This window comes from Leuconostoc pseudomesenteroides KCTC 3652, from assembly GCF_014634745.1.
Classification (GTDB): Bacteria; Bacillota; Bacilli; order Lactobacillales; family Lactobacillaceae; genus Leuconostoc; species Leuconostoc pseudomesenteroides.
The window spans coordinates 60,631-77,871 of the sequence record NZ_BMBP01000001.1 but is presented as its reverse complement, the minus strand read 5'-3'; the positions used below and the strand labels follow the sequence as shown (position 1 = coordinate 77,871).

Here is a 17,241-nt window from a genome sequence, read left to right as displayed (position 1 = left end):
GGTGCAATAATGATGGAAAAATTTATAAAATATTATGGCTATCAATGGCTCGCAGCAATTGTGTTGGGCATTATAATACCTTTTTTGGGCAAAGTTACTAGTATGAGTGGTCTGCACAAAGTGATATTTTTCTACCTGATACTTAATAGTATTTACACTTTGTATTTAGGCTATCAAGTTCGCAAACGCGGATACTCACCGCTTGTATTGCTGTTTTTACCGGTGCTATTTACAGCGATTTCGACATTGTTGTTGGACTTAGTATCACATGAGTACGGTTTTTACTTTGGATTAATGTATATTGTCCTTAGTTTATTTACTTTCTTTGGAGATACTCGTGACGACCCTGATGAAAACCAAATTCCTGTTGAGGCTGGCTTCCACAATTTGACTGATGATTCAGGGGATGATATTCAATTACCCGTTGACGGCGGTTTTAAATCCTAATTGGTCAGAGATATTTTTCATGTGATATTTAGAAAAAGCGCGATAATTAGCGCTTTTTCTGTTACACTAAAATAAGGTAATTTGGTAAAGATCATGCAAGAGCATGTGATTTATCAAGTTTTTAAATTGGAGGATTTTAACGTGATTACAGTCGCAAATATGAGTTTTAGTTTTTCAGGACCAAAATTATATCAAGATGTTAACTTGAAGTTGACGCCTGGCAATACATACGGCATTATTGGTGCTAATGGTGCTGGAAAATCAACTTTCTTAAAGTTACTTCAAGGTGAGTTACAGCCTACCGAAGGAACTATTACAATTGGTGATGGCGAAAGAATGTCTTCTTTACAGCAGGATCACTTCGCTTTTGATGACTTTACAGTATTAGATACTGTTATTCAGGGTCACGAAAGACTTTATCAAATTAAAACCGAGATGGACGCTATTTATGCCAAACCCGATTTTAACGATGAAGATGGTGTTCGAGTGGCTGATTTAGGTGCGGAATTTGAAGAGCTAGATGGTTGGAATGCTGAAGTAGAAGCCGGACAATTACTCAGTAAATTAGGCATCGGCGATGACATGCAGTACACATTAATGGGTGAGCTGACTGAAAACGATAAAGTCAAGGTATTATTGGCGCAAGCGTTGTTTGGTAATCCGGATATCCTAGTTTTAGATGAGCCAACTAATGGACTAGATGTTCAAACAATTAATTGGTTAGAGGATTTTTTGGCTGATTTTCCTAATCTGGTCATCGTCGTGTCCCATGATCGTCATTTCCTGAATGCGGTCTCTACTAATATTTTGGATGTTGATTTTGGTAAAATCACACCATTTGTTGGTAACTATGATTTCTGGCGTGAGTCTTCTGAATTAGCACAACGCCTAGCCTCGCAACAGAATGCAAAAAAAGAAGAACAGATTAAGCAGCTACAAGAATTCGTAGCGCGTTTCTCTGCGAATGCTTCAAAGTCTAAACAAGCGACTGCTCGAAAGAAGCAACTGGACAAGATAACTCTGGATGATATCAAGCCCTCATCACGAAAATATCCATTCATCAATTTCCCATTAAATCGAGAATTGGGAAATGATATGGTTCGTGTTGAAAATGTTTCCAAAACAATTGATGGCGAAAAAGTATTAGATAATATTTCTTTCATTGGTCGCCCGGGAGATAAAATTGCTATTTTGTCTCGCTCTGATTTGGCAACCACGACTTTGATGCAAATCATTGCGGGAACTTTAGAACCGGATGCGGGAACTGTTACTTGGGGTGTTACCACATCTCAGTCCTACATTGCGAAAGATTTGAACGATAATTTTGAAAATCAAGACTTAACCATTTTAGATTGGTTACGTGATTTCGCCGAAGAAGAACAAAAAGATAATACAAGTCTACGTGGCATGTTAGGGCAGATGTTGTTCCGAGGAGATGATTCATTGAAGCAAATTAATGTTTTGTCTGGTGGTGAAAAGGTTCGCATTGTCTTAGCCAAAATGATGTTGCTTAAAGCAAATGTTTTGCTGATGGATGATCCGACAAATCATTTAGATTTGGAATCAATTCAGTCACTTAACGATGCGGTCGTTGCTTTTAAGGGTTCAATCATTTTGACATCACACGATCATGAGTTCTTGGCAACAACCGCTAACCATGTGATTGAAGTATCTTCAAAAGGTGCTGTTGATCGCGTGGACACAACTTATGACGAATTTATTAATAACGATAGCATTCAAGATAAAGTCAAAGCCTTATACTAAGGATCTCTGTTTAAGAATCATTGTTAAAATGAATGTAGTCGTTAAAATTGTAATCGAGGTAATTTAAAGTGAATATTGGAATTGACAAAATTGCTTTTTATACACCAGAATATGTGCTAGATTTAGTAACATTGGCGAAAGCAAGAGGTGACGAACCGGATAAATATACGATTGGTATCGGTCAAGATGAACAAGCTGTCATACCTAATGATGAAGATGTCGTTACAATGGGAGCTAATGCAGCGAGACAAATCGTTGACGATCAAGAAAGAAAAACCATTGATATGGTTATTTTTGCCACAGAATCGGGTATTGATAATTCAAAGTCGAGTGCGATTTATGTTCAAAAATTATTACAACTATCTGAGTTTGTCAGAACGATTGAACTCAAACAGGCTTGTTATGCTGGAACCTTTGGCTTGATGCAAGCACGTGATTATGTAGCTGCTCATCCGGATAAAAGAGTTCTTGTTATTGCCTCAGATATCGCGCGATATGGCTTAGCAACTGCTGGAGAAGTCACGCAAGGTGCCGGCGCTGTGGCAATGATCGTGGCTACTAATCCGAATATTACGTTGATTAACGATGACTCTGTCTACATGAGTCGAGAAGTAGCGGATTTTTGGCGACCCGTTGACCGGACTGAAGCACTTGTCGATGGTCATCTGTCTACTGAAGTATACAAAGAAATGTTTTTGACCCTTTGGCAGCGTTATAAAAATCAAACAAAGCATAGTTTGAATGACTTTACTGGATTTGCATTTCATTTGCCTTACACTAAAATGGGGAAAAAAGCTTTAGATCAAATTATTTTAGAGGCTGATGAAGCACAACAGAAGCGTTTGCTCAATAACCTAATTGCGAGTCAACAATTCAGCCGGCATGTTGGTAATTTGTATACTGGTTCAGTTTATCTCAGCTTGTTGTCTCTTCTCAGTCATTCGAAAGATTTGAAGCCAGGTGAAAAAGTTGCCATTTTTAGTTATGGTTCTGGGGCTGAAGCTGAGTTATATTCAATGACACTGCAACCAGATTTCAGGTCTTCGATTCCCGCAGCATCAGTTGCAAAGCAATTGTCTGAAAGACAACAGGTGTCTGTGGCACAATATGAAAAAATATTCCAATCACAACTATTAGATTCTCATGTCGACGTGATAAGGTCAGCTACCAAAAAGCATCATTTTCAATTCCTGGGCTGGCAAAACGGTGAACGACAATATAGCTAAAAACGTGTTTTTGAACACGTTTTTTTGTTAAAAGAATTACTAGTCGAATACTTAGCTATCTGTTAGACTAGTATTATCAATAAAAATGGAGCAAAAAAATGGCAAAAAAAATCTACTTGGCGAGTCCCTTTTTCGATGAAGAACAAATTGATCGTGTATCGCGAGCTGAATCTGCTTTAGCAAAAAATGAGACAGCCTCCTCTGTATTTTCACCTAGAGAACACCAACATGAAGAATTTGAAATGTTTTCTCATGAATGGCGAATCGCTACGTATAATGGTGATGTTGACGCTATTAATGATGCTGATATCATGGTGGCTGTGATTGATTACGTTGGGCAGGAAGTAGATCCTGGAACAGCATGGGAATTTGGATATGCAGTTGCGAACAATATTCCGGTAATTGTTGTTAAAGAAAAAGAAGGAGCGGTCAACTTGATGATGGGTATTCCGTTAACTGCTTACTTGACAAGTGTTGACGACTTAGCCACTTATAATTTTGATGCCGTAACAGAGATCCCTTTTACTGGTGAAATTTTTTAGATTTGGTCTTGACATAGAATACAAATGAAAGCATTAGTTATTCGGCAGCCATACGCTTCGCAGATTATGTTTGGCTCAAAAAAAATTGAATATCGCTCTTGGCATCCTGGTAAAGTCACAGATTTTCTAGTTGTTTCATCTGCAAAATCACAACAAGGAACCTTTGACTTGATGTTGCCGAAACGTACTGCATTAGCAACGGTACATATTGATCGAGTTAGTCAGGATGACGATATTTATGCTTGGCATTTAACAGTGACATCTTGGGTTAAGCCGTTTTTGGTCAAAGGTAAACTAGGTTGGTTGTCAATTGATGATCGTTTAATTCATCAAAATACCGCTGTGCTAGCTGATTTGAAATCCTATCGGTGTGATAAAATCGTATCAAGTCGAATTGAACCATTCGAGAAAGAACTATCTGCAATCGCCATGTCACAGATGCCAAAAACTTATGCTAAAGTTTTGGCGGATTCAGGATTAGACGAGCTTTATAAGGTATGGCAAGCTCGCCATCAACATGGTTATTAGAATAATTATATGAAATGGAGAATCATTATGAGTAAAGCAGTTATAACAGTTGTGGGGCAAGACAAGCCAGGTATTATTGCAGCTGTGGCTAGCAATTTATCAAAACATCATATTAATATTTTAGATGTTTCTCAAACTATCATGCAAAATATTTTTACTATGAGTATGTTAGTCAATTTGGAAACATTGGATGAACAATTCAACGCCTTACAAGACGAGTTAAATCAACTGGGTGATAAATTAGGTGTGACAATCCATACACAACGTGAAGAAATATTTGAAACAATGTCACGTGTTTCAACGCAAGACCAACCTTTCTGAGTACGATAATTGCGTCTATCTCAGCACAGTTTACTGGAGAAAAAATGGAAACAAAGCAAATACTGGAAACAATTCAGATGGTTGAAGAAGAACATCTTGATATTCGTACTATCACGATGGGCATTTCTTTATTAGATACTGTGGCGGGTGATCCGAAGGCTACCGCCCAAAATATTTATAATAAAATTACAACTTACGCTAAAAATTTGGTGTCAGTAGCTGAACAAATTGAACGTGAATTCGGCATACCAATTACTAATAAACGAATCAGTGTCACGCCAATTGCTTTGATTGCTGGTCACGCAACACCTGATGAGATGCTGTACTATGCTCATGCCATGGATGATGCGGCAAAAGCTGTCGGGGTTGATTTTATTGGCGGATATTCGGCATTGGTTCAAAAGGGATTTGCTAACGGTGACTTAGCCCTTATTCAGTCAATGCCACGTGCTTTAACTGAAACTGATTTGGTCATGTCAAGTGTTAACATTGGCTCAACCAAAGCTGGTATTAATTTAGATGCTATTAAATTAATGGGTGAAACGGTGATGGCAATCGCGGAGAAGTCGGATACCGCCAATGCTAAGTTGGTTATTTTTGCCAATGCGGTTGAAGATAATCCGTTTATGGCAGGTGCTTTTCATGGCGTCAGCGAGCCTGATGTAGTCATTAATGTGGGTGTTTCAGGCCCTGGTGTTGTTAAACGTGCCATCGAAAAAGTTAAGGGTGAGTCGATTCAAGTTGTTGCTGAAACTGTCAAACAGACCGCGTTTAAAATTACACGTGTTGGTCAGATGGTTGGTGCTTTGGCTGCCCAACGTCTTGGTGTTGAATTTGGGATCGTAGATCTAAGTCTAGCACCGACCCCAGCGCGCGGGGATTCTGTGGCAGAAGTACTGGAAGAAATTGGTCTTGAGCAAGTAGGTGCCCATGGCACAACGGCGGCATTGATGTTACTTAATGATGCTGTCAAAAAGGGCGGTGTGATGGCTTCACAGCGCGTTGGTGGTCTTTCAGGTGCTTTTATTCCGGTTTCTGAAGATGCTGGCATGATTGATGCTGCTAAAGCGGGGGTATTATCATTGGCCAAACTTGAAGCTATGACTTCAGTTTGTTCTGTCGGCTTGGATATGATTGCTATTCCAGGAAACACACCTGCTACGACGATTAGTGCTATGATTGCTGATGAAGCGGCAATTGGCGTACAAAATAATAAAACAACGGCCGTTCGGATCCTGCCAACGTTGGGCAAGGACGTTGGTGACATGGTCGACTATGGTGGTCTTTTAGGTACGGCACCAGTTATGCCAGTTGTTGAAAAATCAAGTGCTGATTTTATTAATCGTGGTGGGCATATTCCTGCACCAATCCATTCGTTTAAGAATTAAAAAGATGAGAACCATAATTGGTTCTCATCTTTTTAATTCTTAGTTTTGTATTGCGGTTGAGAATTTGAAATTGGATTTTGATTAGTATTTGTTGCTTTCACAAACATTAACGCAATATAGACGGATAAGATGATGATAATTAGTGCCGCTAAGACACGCAAGGGATGATAGAAAAAGTTTTTGATGCCACGCAATAATTTACTATGAGGTCGGGTTTGTGTTTGGTCGCTTTCTGTGATAGAAGCTTCAAGTGCGTAAGCAAAACTGGCATTATCAACTACTTTAGATTTTTCTTCATAGGGGACAATTGTCAATTCTCGGTTATCTGACATTTTGGTAGGACGTTCACGGCGCAAGTCACGGTTGTGCAAAATGTTATTGCGGAAATTAGCAATAACAATAAGTGTCCTGTTTTGCAAAGTCATTAAGCCACTACGCAGCTGTTCTAATGGGGTTGTCATTGGTACTTTCATCAGCAAATCTCCGTTCACAAAGTATAGTTAGATGGTTAATTTTAAGGTTTACTACTATCACTATACGATATTTTATTTAGGGTTTGGGTAAGTTTTGTATATCCTAAACAAATTAAAGTGTTCTTAAACATTAAAAGGCGGGTATAATATGAGATATGACAACGAGAGAACTAGAACTATATCATGATTATTTACAAGCGGAGCGCCAATACTCACCGCAAACCTTAAAAGCGTATCTCACTGATATCACCGAATTTGAAACATATCTATCTGAAAATGGCGGATTTACAAAATTCAAAGAGGTTCAGGGACTTGATGTCCGTGTTTTTTTAAATGATCTTTACGAACATAATTTAGCACGAACAACCATTTCGCGTAAGATTAGTAGTCTTCGTATGTTTTATCAATTTTTGATTGCAAATAAGTTTGCTTTGGATAATCCATTTGATAATGTGGCTTTAAAAAAGCATCAAAATCATTTACCTGAGTTTTTTTATGAAAATGAAATGCAGGAGTTGTTTGATGTGGCATATGACCATTCAGATAAGCTTTGGCAACGAAATGCCGCTTTATTGGAATTTTTATATGCCACGGGTGCTCGTGTGGCTGAAATTGCTAATTTGCAACTGGAACAAGTCGATTTTTCACAACGGTTAGTTCTAATTCATGGAAAAGGTAATAAAGACAGATATGTACCTTTTGGTCATTTTGCGGCAATAGCGCTTTCAACTTATATTGATGGTTTAAGATCAGAGTTAACAGCAGGCATGGACCACCGTGTCGTTTTTGTTAATCATCGTGGACAACCCATCACAACCGCAGGCATCACTTATATTCTTGATCAACTCATGAAGCAATCATCATTAACCGGCAAAATTCATCCCCACATGTTGCGACACACTTTTGCGACACATCTGTTAAATCACGGTGCGGACATGCGTACAGTGCAAGAATTATTAGGCCATGTCAATCTTTCTACGACGCAAATGTATACACATGTTACTCGAGAAAGTTTGCAGAAAAATTATCAAAATTTTTTTCCACGCGCAAAAAAGTAAACGCTTCACAAATGACAAAAAACAAGGTAGAATTATAGTTATGATAACTCTTGAAAATAAAAACCTAATTGTAAAAATCAATGAAGAAGGTGCCGAACTAACTAGTGTTTGGCATAAAGATGCTGAGTTGGAATATATTTGGATTGCTGATCCTAAATATTGGGGTCGTCACGCTTCTAATTTATTTCCAATTGTTGGTCGCCTGCGTGGCGATCAATTTAAAGTGGCAGGTGAAACTTATTACATGAATCAGCACGGTTTTGCCCGTAACATGGTGTTTGACGTTGTTGAGCAAAGCGAGAATAAAGTTGTTTTCCGGATTGTAGATACGGAAACAACACATCGTGTCTTCCCTTTTAAGTTTCAGTTAGATATTAGCTATGAATTAAGCGATGATGATACATTACATGTTGCTTATATTGTGCACAATCCAGACACTGAGGAATCGTTGTTCTTCAGTGTTGGTGGGCATCCAGCTTTCAATTTACCACTTGATGGGGGTAAATTTTCTGACTATTATTTGTCAATTGAGCCGGAAGTCACATATGATCGTGTTCGACTTGTGGGACCATATTCAAATCCTAATAATCCAACGCCGTTTAATGCAAGTATTCCGCTTCGTTTACGACAAGAGGATTATCATGATGATGCGATTATTTTGAAGCTAGATCGTCAGAAAACATCATTTTTGTTAGCGCGATTGGCTAATCAGCATGGTTTACGCATGGTTTTGGATAATGCACAGTATATTGGTGTATGGACACCAGCCGGCAAACAAGCACCGTTTATTGCACTTGAACCATGGTGGGGTATTGCTGATACTGTTGACGCTAGTGGTAACTTCAAAGAAAAGTTTGGCGTTAATGTTTTGGCAGCAGGTGACACGTTTGAAGGCACCTACAGTCTACAATTCTTTTAAAAAATCAAGACGTTTTAGCAGGTAGAGTTAATTTATTTTTTATGAGAATTTAATTAGTTATTGACAATTATATTAAATTCCGTTATGATAAATAACATCAAATATTAAAGGTTAGGAAAAATGAACAATACAATCTTAAAAAACAATAGCTATTTTTACTTCTGGTTTATGTAAACCCGTCGCACGCCAAGTGTGTCGGGAACGACGCACTTAGCGACCAGAAGCTTTTGAAGGTTGAGTCACTAAGTTGTAATAAACACTTAGTGACGTTCTATTTTTCAGATAATGAATTTTCTGTTAAACCGAACTAAGTGTTATGCACTTAGTTCGGTTTTTTATAATACGGAGAATAATATGACAACAAATAATAGCATCGAAACGCAGACAATTAACATGCTACGGCTATTGTCTAATCAAATGATTAGTAAGGCTGGATCAGGGCACCCTGGTATAGCGCTTGGAGCAGCACCTATTTTATATGAATTGTATGCTAATCAACTCGTCATTAATCCACAGAATCCGAAGATGATTAATCGAGATCGTTTTGTCCTCTCTGCTGGACATGGTGCCGCATTACTGTATGCAACCCTGCATGTCGCCGGTTTTAATATTTCTAGTGATGATCTTCAAGATTTTAGGCAACCTTATTCAATAACTCCGGGGCATCCAGAAGTTGGCCTAACGCCAGGTGTGGAAGCAACAACTGGTCCCTTGGGGCAAGGTCTTGGAATGGCCGTTGGCATGGCGATGGCGGAGGAACATTTGCGGGCTAATCACCCTGAGGTAATTAATCATTATACTTATGCTTTGGTTGGTGATGGTGATTTGATGGAGGGTGTTAGTCATGAAGCAGCGTCACTAGCCGGACAACAACAGTTAGAACGCTTAATTGTTTTGTACGATGACAATAACGTCAGCTTAGATGGACCAAAAAACCGTGCTGATGTGACTGATAACATTGTCCGCTTTCAAAGCTATGGTTGGCAAACGTTACTAGTTGATGATGGCAATGATTTAAACGCAATCCATGACGCAATTGAAATGGCAAAAAAAAGTGACAAACCGTCCTTAATTGCAGTTCAGACAGTTATTGGTGATTTTGGACCATTTGCTGGTTCCAATAAAGCGCACGGCACACCGCTTAAATCAAGTGAATTGCTGGATTTGGCTCATAATTTGAATGTGGACATTGATAACTTTAACGTACCAGCTAACCTACTGGCTGATATGAAAGACAGAATAATGCGACGTTTAAATCGAGAGAAACAACCATCTCTTTCGGCCATGCAAGCTTATGAGGCGACAACAGCAACTAATAAATTAAAAGTACCAACAATTGTTGATGATTTGAAACAACAAGCTGGTCGTAAAATTTCTAAGCATATTTTGCAAAAATTTGCGCAACAACTACCCAATTTGTGGGGCGGTTCAGCTGATTTAGTCGCTTCCACGAACGCTGAAATTGTTGGAGCAGATTTGTTTAATGCACAAAATCGTGCCGGTCGTAATATTGCGTTTGGTGTTCGGGAGTTTGCGATGGGTGCAGTGATGAATGGTATTGCGTTACATGGTGGCACAAAAATATTTGGCGCAACATTTTTAGCTTTTTCTGATTATATGAAAGCCGCAATCAGATTGAGTGCACTTCAAAAAGTACCTGTGATTTATGTTTTCACTCATGATAGCATAACGGTTGGCGAGGACGGTCCCACACATCAACCTGTCGAACAACTAATGGCGTTACGTTCTATTCCAAATGTCGAGGTTCTTCGACCAGGGACGGCCAATGAAATAGCATTAGCTTGGCAACAAGCTTTGACTTCAATTGACAAACCAACAATCTTGATTTTGAGTCGTGGTAATTTAGGCACCCAAGGTAATGAAGTACAAGCCAGTAATGCTCAGAAATATGGCGCATCAGAAATTATTCATAACGAACAGGCCAAAATCAATTTGATAGCTACGGGATCAGAAGTTCAAATTGCCATAAAAGTCAAAGAATTATTGCCATTTCCTGCAAATGTCATCAGTATGCCCAATTTAAGGAAATTTCAGTCATTAGAAAAATCTAAAAGAAATAACATTGTCGACGAATATACTGCAAAAAATGTCATAATAGAGGCAGGAACTTGTCTGGGGTGGCGTGAAATTGCGCAGGATAATGGGCTGATTTTTGGGCTTGATGATTTTGGTATGAGCGCTGCACCAGACATTGCGTTACGCGAATTGGGATTTGACGCTCACGCAATCAGTGCACGAATTATTGAGGACGTAAAATGACTTTATATGGTTTATTGGCTTATCCAGCAGGACACTCATTATCACCAAAAATGCAAAATAAAATGATAAATGCAGCTCATATTGATGCCTATTACCAAGCGTTTGATGTAGCACCACAATTATTTGAGCAGGCGATTGTTGGTTTAAAAACGTTACAAATCAATGGCTTTAATGTTTCAACGCCATATAAAAATCAAATTATCAACTACTTGGATGATATTTCACCGTTGGCACAAAGATTACAGGCTGTTAATACCGTGAAACGTATAAAAAACAGACTAGTGGGCACAAATACTGATGGTGATGGTTTTTGGCAAAGTATTAAGCGTCAACAGCCTAAAGAAAATATTGTAGTCATCGGTACTGGTGGTGCTGCTCGTGCCATTATTGCCAGTGCACGAGAGTATGGGGTTAGAAATATATCTGTTTTCAATCGTGCGCATCAAAATTGGTCGCAACGCGAGACTGAAATTGCCTATTTGAGTCAAGGCATCGGACACTTGGAAGATTTGGCTGACAATCAGGCTTTAACGCAAGCATTACTTCAAACAGATATGTTGGTCAATGCAACAACTGTTGGCATGAATGATGCGCGAACTTTGCTGACAGATTATCAATTATCACTCATGCCTTTGCATAGTCTGGTAGTTGACATCATTTACCGCAATCAGCAGACTGTTCTTTTAAAATCAGCGTCACAACGAGGATTACTAACGATGAATGGCATACCGATGTTAGTTAATCAAGGCGCACTAAGTTTTGAATATTGGTTTGACCAGCCAGCCGATCGCCTCTTAATGGCAAAAGCCATTACATCTTAAAAACATTATTATAAAAAGTGGAGAATAAAACATGATAATTATTGCAAAATCAACAGTAGCTGCTCAACATATTGCTCAGGTGTTAGATCATCAAAATCCAATTAAACCAGTGTTTGTTCATGATAACCGTGTTGCTTTAGCAGGTGTCAAGACTTTACCTGAAACTGAGTTACAGGAGGTAAAATCAGAAATTGTGGAGATTATTACCAACCATCATTCAGCAATTAAGTCGTCACGTGACTTTCATCCCGAAGATACAATCATTAAAACACCTCACAGTGTCATTGGTGGACAACATTTCACATTCATGGCAGGACCTGATTCAATTGAGTCTCCAGCTCACGTTGAGGCGATGGGAAAAGCAGTTAAAGCAGCTGGGGCTACCGTGCTACGCGGTGGTGCATTTAAACCTAGAACCTCGCCATATTCTTTCCAAGGTAATGGTGAAGCAGGGTTGAAAGCCCATCGCGCGGCCGCTGATGCCCTCGAGATGGATATGGTGACCGAGATTTTAGATACCCGAGATGTTGATTTGGTAGATTCATATACTGATATTTTCCAAGTTGGTACACGCAATATGCAAAACTTTGCATTGTTGAAAGCATTAGGAAAGAAGCAGAAACCAGTTGTCTTAAAACGTGGTATGTCAGCTACGATTGACGATTTGTTAAACGCTGCAGAATACATTGCTGCAGGTGGCAATGATCAAATTATCTTGATGGAGCGTGGTATCCGTACCTATGATAATAAATACACACGCAATACCTTAGACGTATCTGCAATTCCTGTTTTGCAATCGTTGACGCACTATCCTGTTGTAGCTGATGCTTCTCATGCGGCTGGTGTCTCTAAATTTGTGGCACCTCTAGCATTAGCTGCTGTGGCAGCAGGCGCACAAGGCCTTATGACAGAAATTCATGATGATCCTGCACATGCCTTTGTTGATGGGGCGCAAGCTTTGACGCCGGATGAATTTAAACTGTTAGCAGACAAGATACGTCAAATTCGGGAGGCAATTAAATGAGTCAAGTAATTGTTGAATTAGCAACAAAAACTTACAAAGTTAAGATTGATAAACAACTACACAAGCACATTGGTGAAGAATTGAGTCAAGTTTGGAGCAAACGTAAAATAGCATTGCTGACAGATAGTAATGTTGGACCGCTTTACTTATCAGACACTGAAACGCAATTACGTTCTGCAGGTTATGAAGTATTGTCGCTGACTGTTCCAGCTGGAGAATCATCAAAATCATTGCCTGCTGTTGGTGAATTGATTTCAAAAATGGCTTCGGCAGGCTTCACACGTGGCGATGGTGTCATTGCTCTGGGCGGTGGTGTCATTGGTGATTTGGGTGGTGTGGTCGCTTCCTTATATATGCGAGGCATTGCCTTTGTACAAATTGCCACATCGCTCACCGCGCAAGTTGATTCGTCTGTTGGTGGCAAAACAGCTGTTAATTTAGGTGACACAAAAAATATTGTGGGATCATTTTACCAGCCAGATCTTGTATTAGTTGATGCGACTTATTTGGACACGTTGTCTGATCGTGATTTAGTCGAAGGATATGGGGAAGTGGTCAAAACATCAGCGCTGTCTGGTGGCGATTTTTATCAATTGACCGGTACAATCAAGGGTGTTTCTGACATACGTGATCAAGCACAGATTTTGTCTGAGAGAGCAATTACTTACAAAGCATCAGTGGTAATGGCTGATGAAAAAGAATCTGGGCAACGTCAGTTTTTGAATTTTGGTCATACGTTAGGGCATGCGATTGAGTTACTGGCACACGGTCAACTCCGTCATGGTGAAGCAGTAGCTATTGGTATGATTGAAATTAGTCAACGCTTTGAGCGCGACGGAATAACCCCCAGTGGCGTGACTGATTCATTGCGTGATCGTTTGAAAGCAGTTGGATTACCGACAACTTCACCGTTGATTGGCACACCTAATTTTTTCAAACATCTAGTGAACGATAAAAAAAATCATGGCGGTGTGTTAAATTTAGTTGCACTTGCTAATATTGGTGAACCAATTATTGTTAAGAAGAATATAGCCGATATGCCGGCATTTATGGAGAATTAATATGCGTTATACAACTGCTGGCGAAAGCCATGGACCGGAAGAAATTGCCGTCATTGAAGGTATTCCGGCTGGATTACATATTACACAAGCTGATATTGATGAGCAACTGGCGCGCCGCCAACAGGGATATGGTCGTGGTGAACGACAAAAAATTGAAACAGACACCGTTACTTTTCTCACTGGTGTTCGCCATCAACTGACCTTAGGTTCGCCAATTACATTAAACGTTCATAACGACGACCATAATAATTGGTCCAAAATTATGGCGCCAGATGATCTAGCAACATCAGAAAATACACTGCGAAAAGTTTTACGTCCACGTCCTGGTCATGCTGATTTGGTCGGTGGCATGAAGTATCGTCATCATGATGATTTGCGTAATGTATTAGAACGATCATCGGCCAGAGAAACAACAATGCGAGTCGCAGTAGGTGCAGTCGCAAAAAAGTTACTATCAGAAATTGGTGTCGATGTTCATGGCTTTGTGGTTAATGTTGGACCTGCGAAATCGAATTTGAATGACCTAACAAAGTACCATGATTTAAACGAATTACGTTTAGTGACAGAGAGCTTTCCAACACGAGCGTTATCTGCTGAGGCCGACGCAGCGATTCGCGAAGTAATCGATCAAACGAAACGGAACGCTAACACGGTGGGTGGTCAGGTTCAGGTGATGGCCACTGGCATGCCAGTCGGCTTAGGATCATATGTATCGGCTGACACCAAATTAGATGCTAAAATTGCGCGCGCAATTGTTGGCATAAATGCCTTTAAAGGTGTTCAATTTGGTGGTGGTTTTGATAATGCTGAAAAATTTGGTGACCAAGTTATGGATGAAATTTTTTGGGATGAAAAGTGTGGTTTCTATCGTGGTTCTGATAATCTTGGTGGTTTTGAAGGGGGGATGACGACTGGTGAGGCGATTGTTGTGCGAGGTGTGGTGAAACCAATTCCAACACTCTATCGTCCTATGCAATCAGTTGACATTGATACACATCAAAACCATAAAGCGTCAATTGAACGTTCAGATACGACGGCCGTGACAGCTGCTGCAGTTATTGCCGAGGCGATGGTTGCTATTGAATTGGCCAAAGCGGTGTTAGACAAATTTGACGCAGATAATATTGATCGAATGAAAGAACAAGTTGAACGCTATCGTGACGAAATTAGAACATTTTAAAAAATAAGCGGGTCTCACCGCGTACATAAAAATTGGAGACATAATAATGATTAAATTGACACAAGCCCCTAAATCTGGCCTTCATGGTGAAATTACCGTGCCTGGTGATAAATCTATCTCTCATCGCGCGTTGATGTTTGGCGCAATTGCCACTGGTGAAACAAAGATTGAAAATTTCTTGCCATCCGATGATGTCATGCATACAATGAGGGCTTTTCAAGATTTGGGCGTTTCGATTACACAAAATGGTCGACAATTGCATGTTGTTGGAAGAGGAATTAATCAATTTAAGGCACCAAAACAACCACTTGATATGGGAAACTCGGGGACATCAACACGATTGTTAATGGGATTACTCAGCCGCCAGCCTTTTGATATCCAATTATTTGGAGATGAGTCGCTTAGTCAGCGACCTATGAAGCGCGTCGCAACCCCTCTACTACAAATGGATGCCAACATCGAGTTAGCTGAGAATGGCACTTTGCCAGCTACACTTCATGCGAATAAGACATTAAAAGGGATAACTTACGAAATGCCAGTTGCTTCTGCGCAAGTAAAAAGTGCTATATTACTTGCGGGGATGCAGGCTGACGGTGTGACTAGAGTGATTGAAAAGTTGCCAACTCGTGACCACACAGAGCGAATGTTAAAACAATTTGGTGGTGTAATTAACAGTAAAAATGGTGTTATTGAAGTGACAAAACAACCAGAGTTATTCGGGCAAAACGTCATCGTGCCGAGCGATATTTCAAGTGCGGCGTTTTTCATGGTGGCGGGTCTAATTACGCCCAATTCAGACATAATCCTCAAAAACGTTGGTATTAATCCAACCAGAGATGGGGTATTGAAGTTGTTAAAACGCATGGGTGCGAGTATCAACGTGAATCAGATACAAAATGAAGGCGAACCAATGGCTGATATCATGGTTAAAGCACAACCACTTCATGGTATTGAAATTACAGCTGAAGATGTTCCCGGCGCTGTGGATGAATTGCCTATTTTAGCATTGGCTGCTACGCAAGCGATTGGTGACACCGTTATCACTGGGGCTGAAGAGCTTCGTGTCAAAGAAACGGATCGAATTGCCACTGTGGTAGCGGAGCTAAGCAAAATCGGTGCAGATATTCAAGAAACGCCAGATGGCATGATTATACATGGTAAAACACCATTACACGCGCTTAACGAGTCAGCATTGCTCGATTCTCACGGCGATCACCGCATTGGTATGATGAATGTCATTGCTGCCTTAATTACTAAAGGTGACGTTGTATTGATGGGTGAGGATGCGATGAGCGTGTCATATCCAGGTTTTTTGGAAGATATGAACGCCCTAATGAGAGAGAAAAAATGACAAAAATAGCAATAATCGGTTTAGGTGAGATGGGTGCCTCAATAGCGGCTGTATTATCTCAAAATGCTAATCACGAAGTAACTGGTGTTGATTCAGATACTAAAGCAGTAGACTTCGCTTTAAAAACAGGGATTATAACCAAAAAAGCGTCAAATATCGAACAAATAGCATCGCAAATGGACGTTATTATTCTAGCAACACCAGTGAATATTATTAGCCAACTAATCGTTCAGTTAAGTCATTTGAGGTTAAAAGAACGTGTGATTATTACTGATACGGGGTCAACAAAACGTGAGATTATGGCGTTAGCAGAAAAATTATTAACGCCACAAAATATCACGTTTATTGGGGGTCATGCCATGGCTGGTACGCATAAAAGTGGTGTGTACGCGGCAGATATAAAGCTATATCATCATGTTACTTACTTTTTGATGCCAAGTACCATTAGCACAAGTGAGCCCTTAATTGATTTATTCAAGCCACTAGGCGCAAATTTTAAAGCGATGTCAGTTGATGAACACGATGATTTAATGGCTATGATCAGTGATGTGCCACATATTGTTGCTTTTTCACTAGTTAATGCTGCCACTAACCGTTTGGGCCCAGCAAACATGTTCGGGCAATATGTGGCGGGTGGCTTCAAGGATACAACTCGTATTGCTGCCAGTGATCCAGAATTATGGACAGACGCTTTATTGAGTAATAGCGCTGCTGTTTTAGCTAGTCAAAAACAACTAATAGTTGAATTAGAAAAGTTTAATACGGCCATTCTTGCCAATGATCGTTCTAAACTGATGGCAATGATTACTGATGCAAAAGCGTCACGAGAAACATTATTAGACAGATAATTAGGGAAAA

General features: G+C 39.9%; 17 protein-coding genes. 16 read left to right on the top strand and 1 reads right to left on the bottom strand.

Annotation, left to right across the window (positions count from 1 at the left end; all coding sequences use genetic code 11):
- The first annotated feature begins 9 nt into the window (after positions 1-9).
- From IEU65_RS00375 to IEU65_RS00345, 7 genes are all read left to right on the top strand, one after another.
- The gene (locus IEU65_RS00375) at positions 10-447 is read left to right on the top strand and encodes a hypothetical protein (RefSeq protein WP_031940997.1); all 438 of its coding nucleotides are present in this window, start codon (positions 10-12) and stop codon (positions 445-447) included.
- A 141-nt stretch (positions 448-588) separates the two neighbouring features.
- Entirely contained in the window at positions 589-2,211 is a 1,623-nt protein-coding gene (locus IEU65_RS00370; protein ID WP_010278319.1) for an ABC-F family ATP-binding cassette domain-containing protein, read from the top strand.
- A gap of 68 nt (positions 2,212-2,279) precedes the next feature.
- Positions 2,280-3,437 (top strand): hydroxymethylglutaryl-CoA synthase, encoded by a 1,158-nt coding sequence (locus tag IEU65_RS00365; RefSeq protein WP_010278316.1) that lies wholly within the window; start codon positions 2,280-2,282, stop codon positions 3,435-3,437.
- A 98-nt stretch (positions 3,438-3,535) separates the two neighbouring features.
- Entirely contained in the window at positions 3,536-3,979 is a 444-nt protein-coding gene (locus IEU65_RS00360; RefSeq protein ID WP_010278314.1) for a nucleoside 2-deoxyribosyltransferase, read from the top strand.
- A 24-nt stretch (positions 3,980-4,003) separates the two neighbouring features.
- Positions 4,004-4,507 carry an ASCH domain-containing protein gene (locus IEU65_RS00355; RefSeq protein ID WP_010278311.1) on the top strand — a complete coding sequence of 168 codons (504 nt, stop codon included), beginning with the start codon at positions 4,004-4,006 and terminating at the stop codon, positions 4,505-4,507.
- 27 nt (positions 4,508-4,534) lie between these two features.
- The gene (locus IEU65_RS00350; RefSeq protein ID WP_010278308.1) at positions 4,535-4,828 is read left to right on the top strand and encodes an ACT domain-containing protein; all 294 of its coding nucleotides are present in this window, start codon (positions 4,535-4,537) and stop codon (positions 4,826-4,828) included.
- A gap of 44 nt (positions 4,829-4,872) precedes the next feature.
- A complete protein-coding gene (locus IEU65_RS00345; protein WP_010278305.1) occupies positions 4,873-6,216 on the top strand; it encodes a PFL family protein in 1,344 nt (447 codons plus the stop codon).
- 32 nt (positions 6,217-6,248) lie between these two features.
- On the opposite strand, the gene IEU65_RS00340 is transcribed toward IEU65_RS00345, so the two are convergent.
- Complete coding sequence (locus tag IEU65_RS00340) at positions 6,249-6,689, bottom strand: hypothetical protein (RefSeq protein ID WP_010278302.1); 441 nt, start codon at positions 6,687-6,689, stop codon at positions 6,249-6,251.
- A gap of 155 nt (positions 6,690-6,844) precedes the next feature.
- On the opposite strand from IEU65_RS00340, the gene xerC reads away from it, so the two are divergent.
- From xerC to IEU65_RS00295, 9 genes are all read left to right on the top strand, one after another.
- Positions 6,845-7,747: a tyrosine recombinase XerC gene (xerC, locus tag IEU65_RS00335; RefSeq protein ID WP_010278299.1), complete on the top strand. Its 903-nt coding sequence runs from the start codon at positions 6,845-6,847 to the stop codon at positions 7,745-7,747.
- A 40-nt stretch (positions 7,748-7,787) separates the two neighbouring features.
- Positions 7,788-8,666, top strand: coding sequence for an aldose 1-epimerase family protein (locus tag IEU65_RS00330; protein WP_010278297.1), 879 nt, complete (start codon positions 7,788-7,790; stop codon positions 8,664-8,666).
- A 354-nt stretch (positions 8,667-9,020) separates the two neighbouring features.
- Positions 9,021-10,946: a transketolase family protein gene (locus IEU65_RS00325; protein ID WP_010278296.1), complete on the top strand. Its 1,926-nt coding sequence runs from the start codon at positions 9,021-9,023 to the stop codon at positions 10,944-10,946.
- Positions 10,943-11,767 carry a shikimate dehydrogenase family protein gene (locus tag IEU65_RS00320; protein WP_010278293.1) on the top strand — a complete coding sequence of 275 codons (825 nt, stop codon included), beginning with the start codon at positions 10,943-10,945 and terminating at the stop codon, positions 11,765-11,767. The genes IEU65_RS00325 and IEU65_RS00320 overlap by 4 nt, the downstream gene beginning before the upstream one ends.
- Positions 11,768-11,798: 31 nt before the next feature.
- A complete protein-coding gene (gene aroF, locus IEU65_RS00315) occupies positions 11,799-12,791 on the top strand; it encodes a 3-deoxy-7-phosphoheptulonate synthase (RefSeq protein WP_010278291.1) in 993 nt (330 codons plus the stop codon).
- Positions 12,788-13,852, top strand: a complete 1,065-nt coding sequence (gene aroB / locus IEU65_RS00310; protein ID WP_010278290.1) for a 3-dehydroquinate synthase — start codon at positions 12,788-12,790, stop codon at positions 13,850-13,852. Before aroF ends, aroB begins: the two co-directional genes overlap by 4 nt.
- A 1-nt stretch (position 13,853) precedes the next feature.
- On the top strand, positions 13,854-15,032 hold the full coding sequence (aroC, locus tag IEU65_RS00305) for a chorismate synthase (RefSeq protein WP_010278288.1): 1,179 nt from the start codon (positions 13,854-13,856) through the stop codon (positions 15,030-15,032).
- Positions 15,033-15,078: 46 nt separating this feature from the next.
- Positions 15,079-16,383 (top strand): 3-phosphoshikimate 1-carboxyvinyltransferase, encoded by a 1,305-nt coding sequence (gene aroA / locus IEU65_RS00300; RefSeq protein ID WP_010278286.1) that lies wholly within the window; start codon positions 15,079-15,081, stop codon positions 16,381-16,383.
- Positions 16,380-17,231 carry a prephenate dehydrogenase gene (locus IEU65_RS00295; RefSeq protein ID WP_010278285.1) on the top strand — a complete coding sequence of 284 codons (852 nt, stop codon included), beginning with the start codon at positions 16,380-16,382 and terminating at the stop codon, positions 17,229-17,231. The genes aroA and IEU65_RS00295 overlap by 4 nt, the downstream gene beginning before the upstream one ends.
- Positions 17,232-17,241 lie beyond the last annotated feature (10 nt).

Excerpts from the sequence above, each read along its gene's own strand:
- IEU65_RS00360 (WP_010278314.1), top strand. The coding sequence starts at position 3,536 with ATGGCAAAAAAAATCTACTTGGCGAGTCCCTTTTTCGATGAAGAACAA.
- aroB (WP_010278290.1), top strand. The coding sequence starts at position 12,788 with ATGAGTCAAGTAATTGTTGAATTAGCAACAAAAACTTACAAAGTTAAG.
- IEU65_RS00345 (WP_010278305.1), top strand. The coding sequence starts at position 4,873 with ATGGAAACAAAGCAAATACTGGAAACAATTCAGATGGTTGAAGAAGAA.
- xerC (WP_010278299.1), top strand. The coding sequence starts at position 6,845 with ATGACAACGAGAGAACTAGAACTATATCATGATTATTTACAAGCGGAG.
- IEU65_RS00350 (WP_010278308.1), top strand. The coding sequence starts at position 4,535 with ATGAGTAAAGCAGTTATAACAGTTGTGGGGCAAGACAAGCCAGGTATT.
- IEU65_RS00375 (WP_031940997.1), top strand. The coding sequence starts at position 10 with ATGATGGAAAAATTTATAAAATATTATGGCTATCAATGGCTCGCAGCA.
- aroC (WP_010278288.1), top strand. The coding sequence starts at position 13,854 with ATGCGTTATACAACTGCTGGCGAAAGCCATGGACCGGAAGAAATTGCC.
- IEU65_RS00355 (WP_010278311.1), top strand. The coding sequence starts at position 4,004 with ATGAAAGCATTAGTTATTCGGCAGCCATACGCTTCGCAGATTATGTTT.
- IEU65_RS00295 (WP_010278285.1), top strand. The coding sequence starts at position 16,380 with ATGACAAAAATAGCAATAATCGGTTTAGGTGAGATGGGTGCCTCAATA.
- IEU65_RS00325 (WP_010278296.1), top strand. The coding sequence starts at position 9,021 with ATGACAACAAATAATAGCATCGAAACGCAGACAATTAACATGCTACGG.
- aroF (WP_010278291.1), top strand. The coding sequence starts at position 11,799 with ATGATAATTATTGCAAAATCAACAGTAGCTGCTCAACATATTGCTCAG.
- IEU65_RS00320 (WP_010278293.1), top strand. The coding sequence starts at position 10,943 with ATGACTTTATATGGTTTATTGGCTTATCCAGCAGGACACTCATTATCA.
- IEU65_RS00340 (WP_010278302.1), bottom strand. The coding sequence starts at position 6,689 with ATGAAAGTACCAATGACAACCCCATTAGAACAGCTGCGTAGTGGCTTA.
- aroA (WP_010278286.1), top strand. The coding sequence starts at position 15,079 with ATGATTAAATTGACACAAGCCCCTAAATCTGGCCTTCATGGTGAAATT.
- IEU65_RS00330 (WP_010278297.1), top strand. The coding sequence starts at position 7,788 with ATGATAACTCTTGAAAATAAAAACCTAATTGTAAAAATCAATGAAGAA.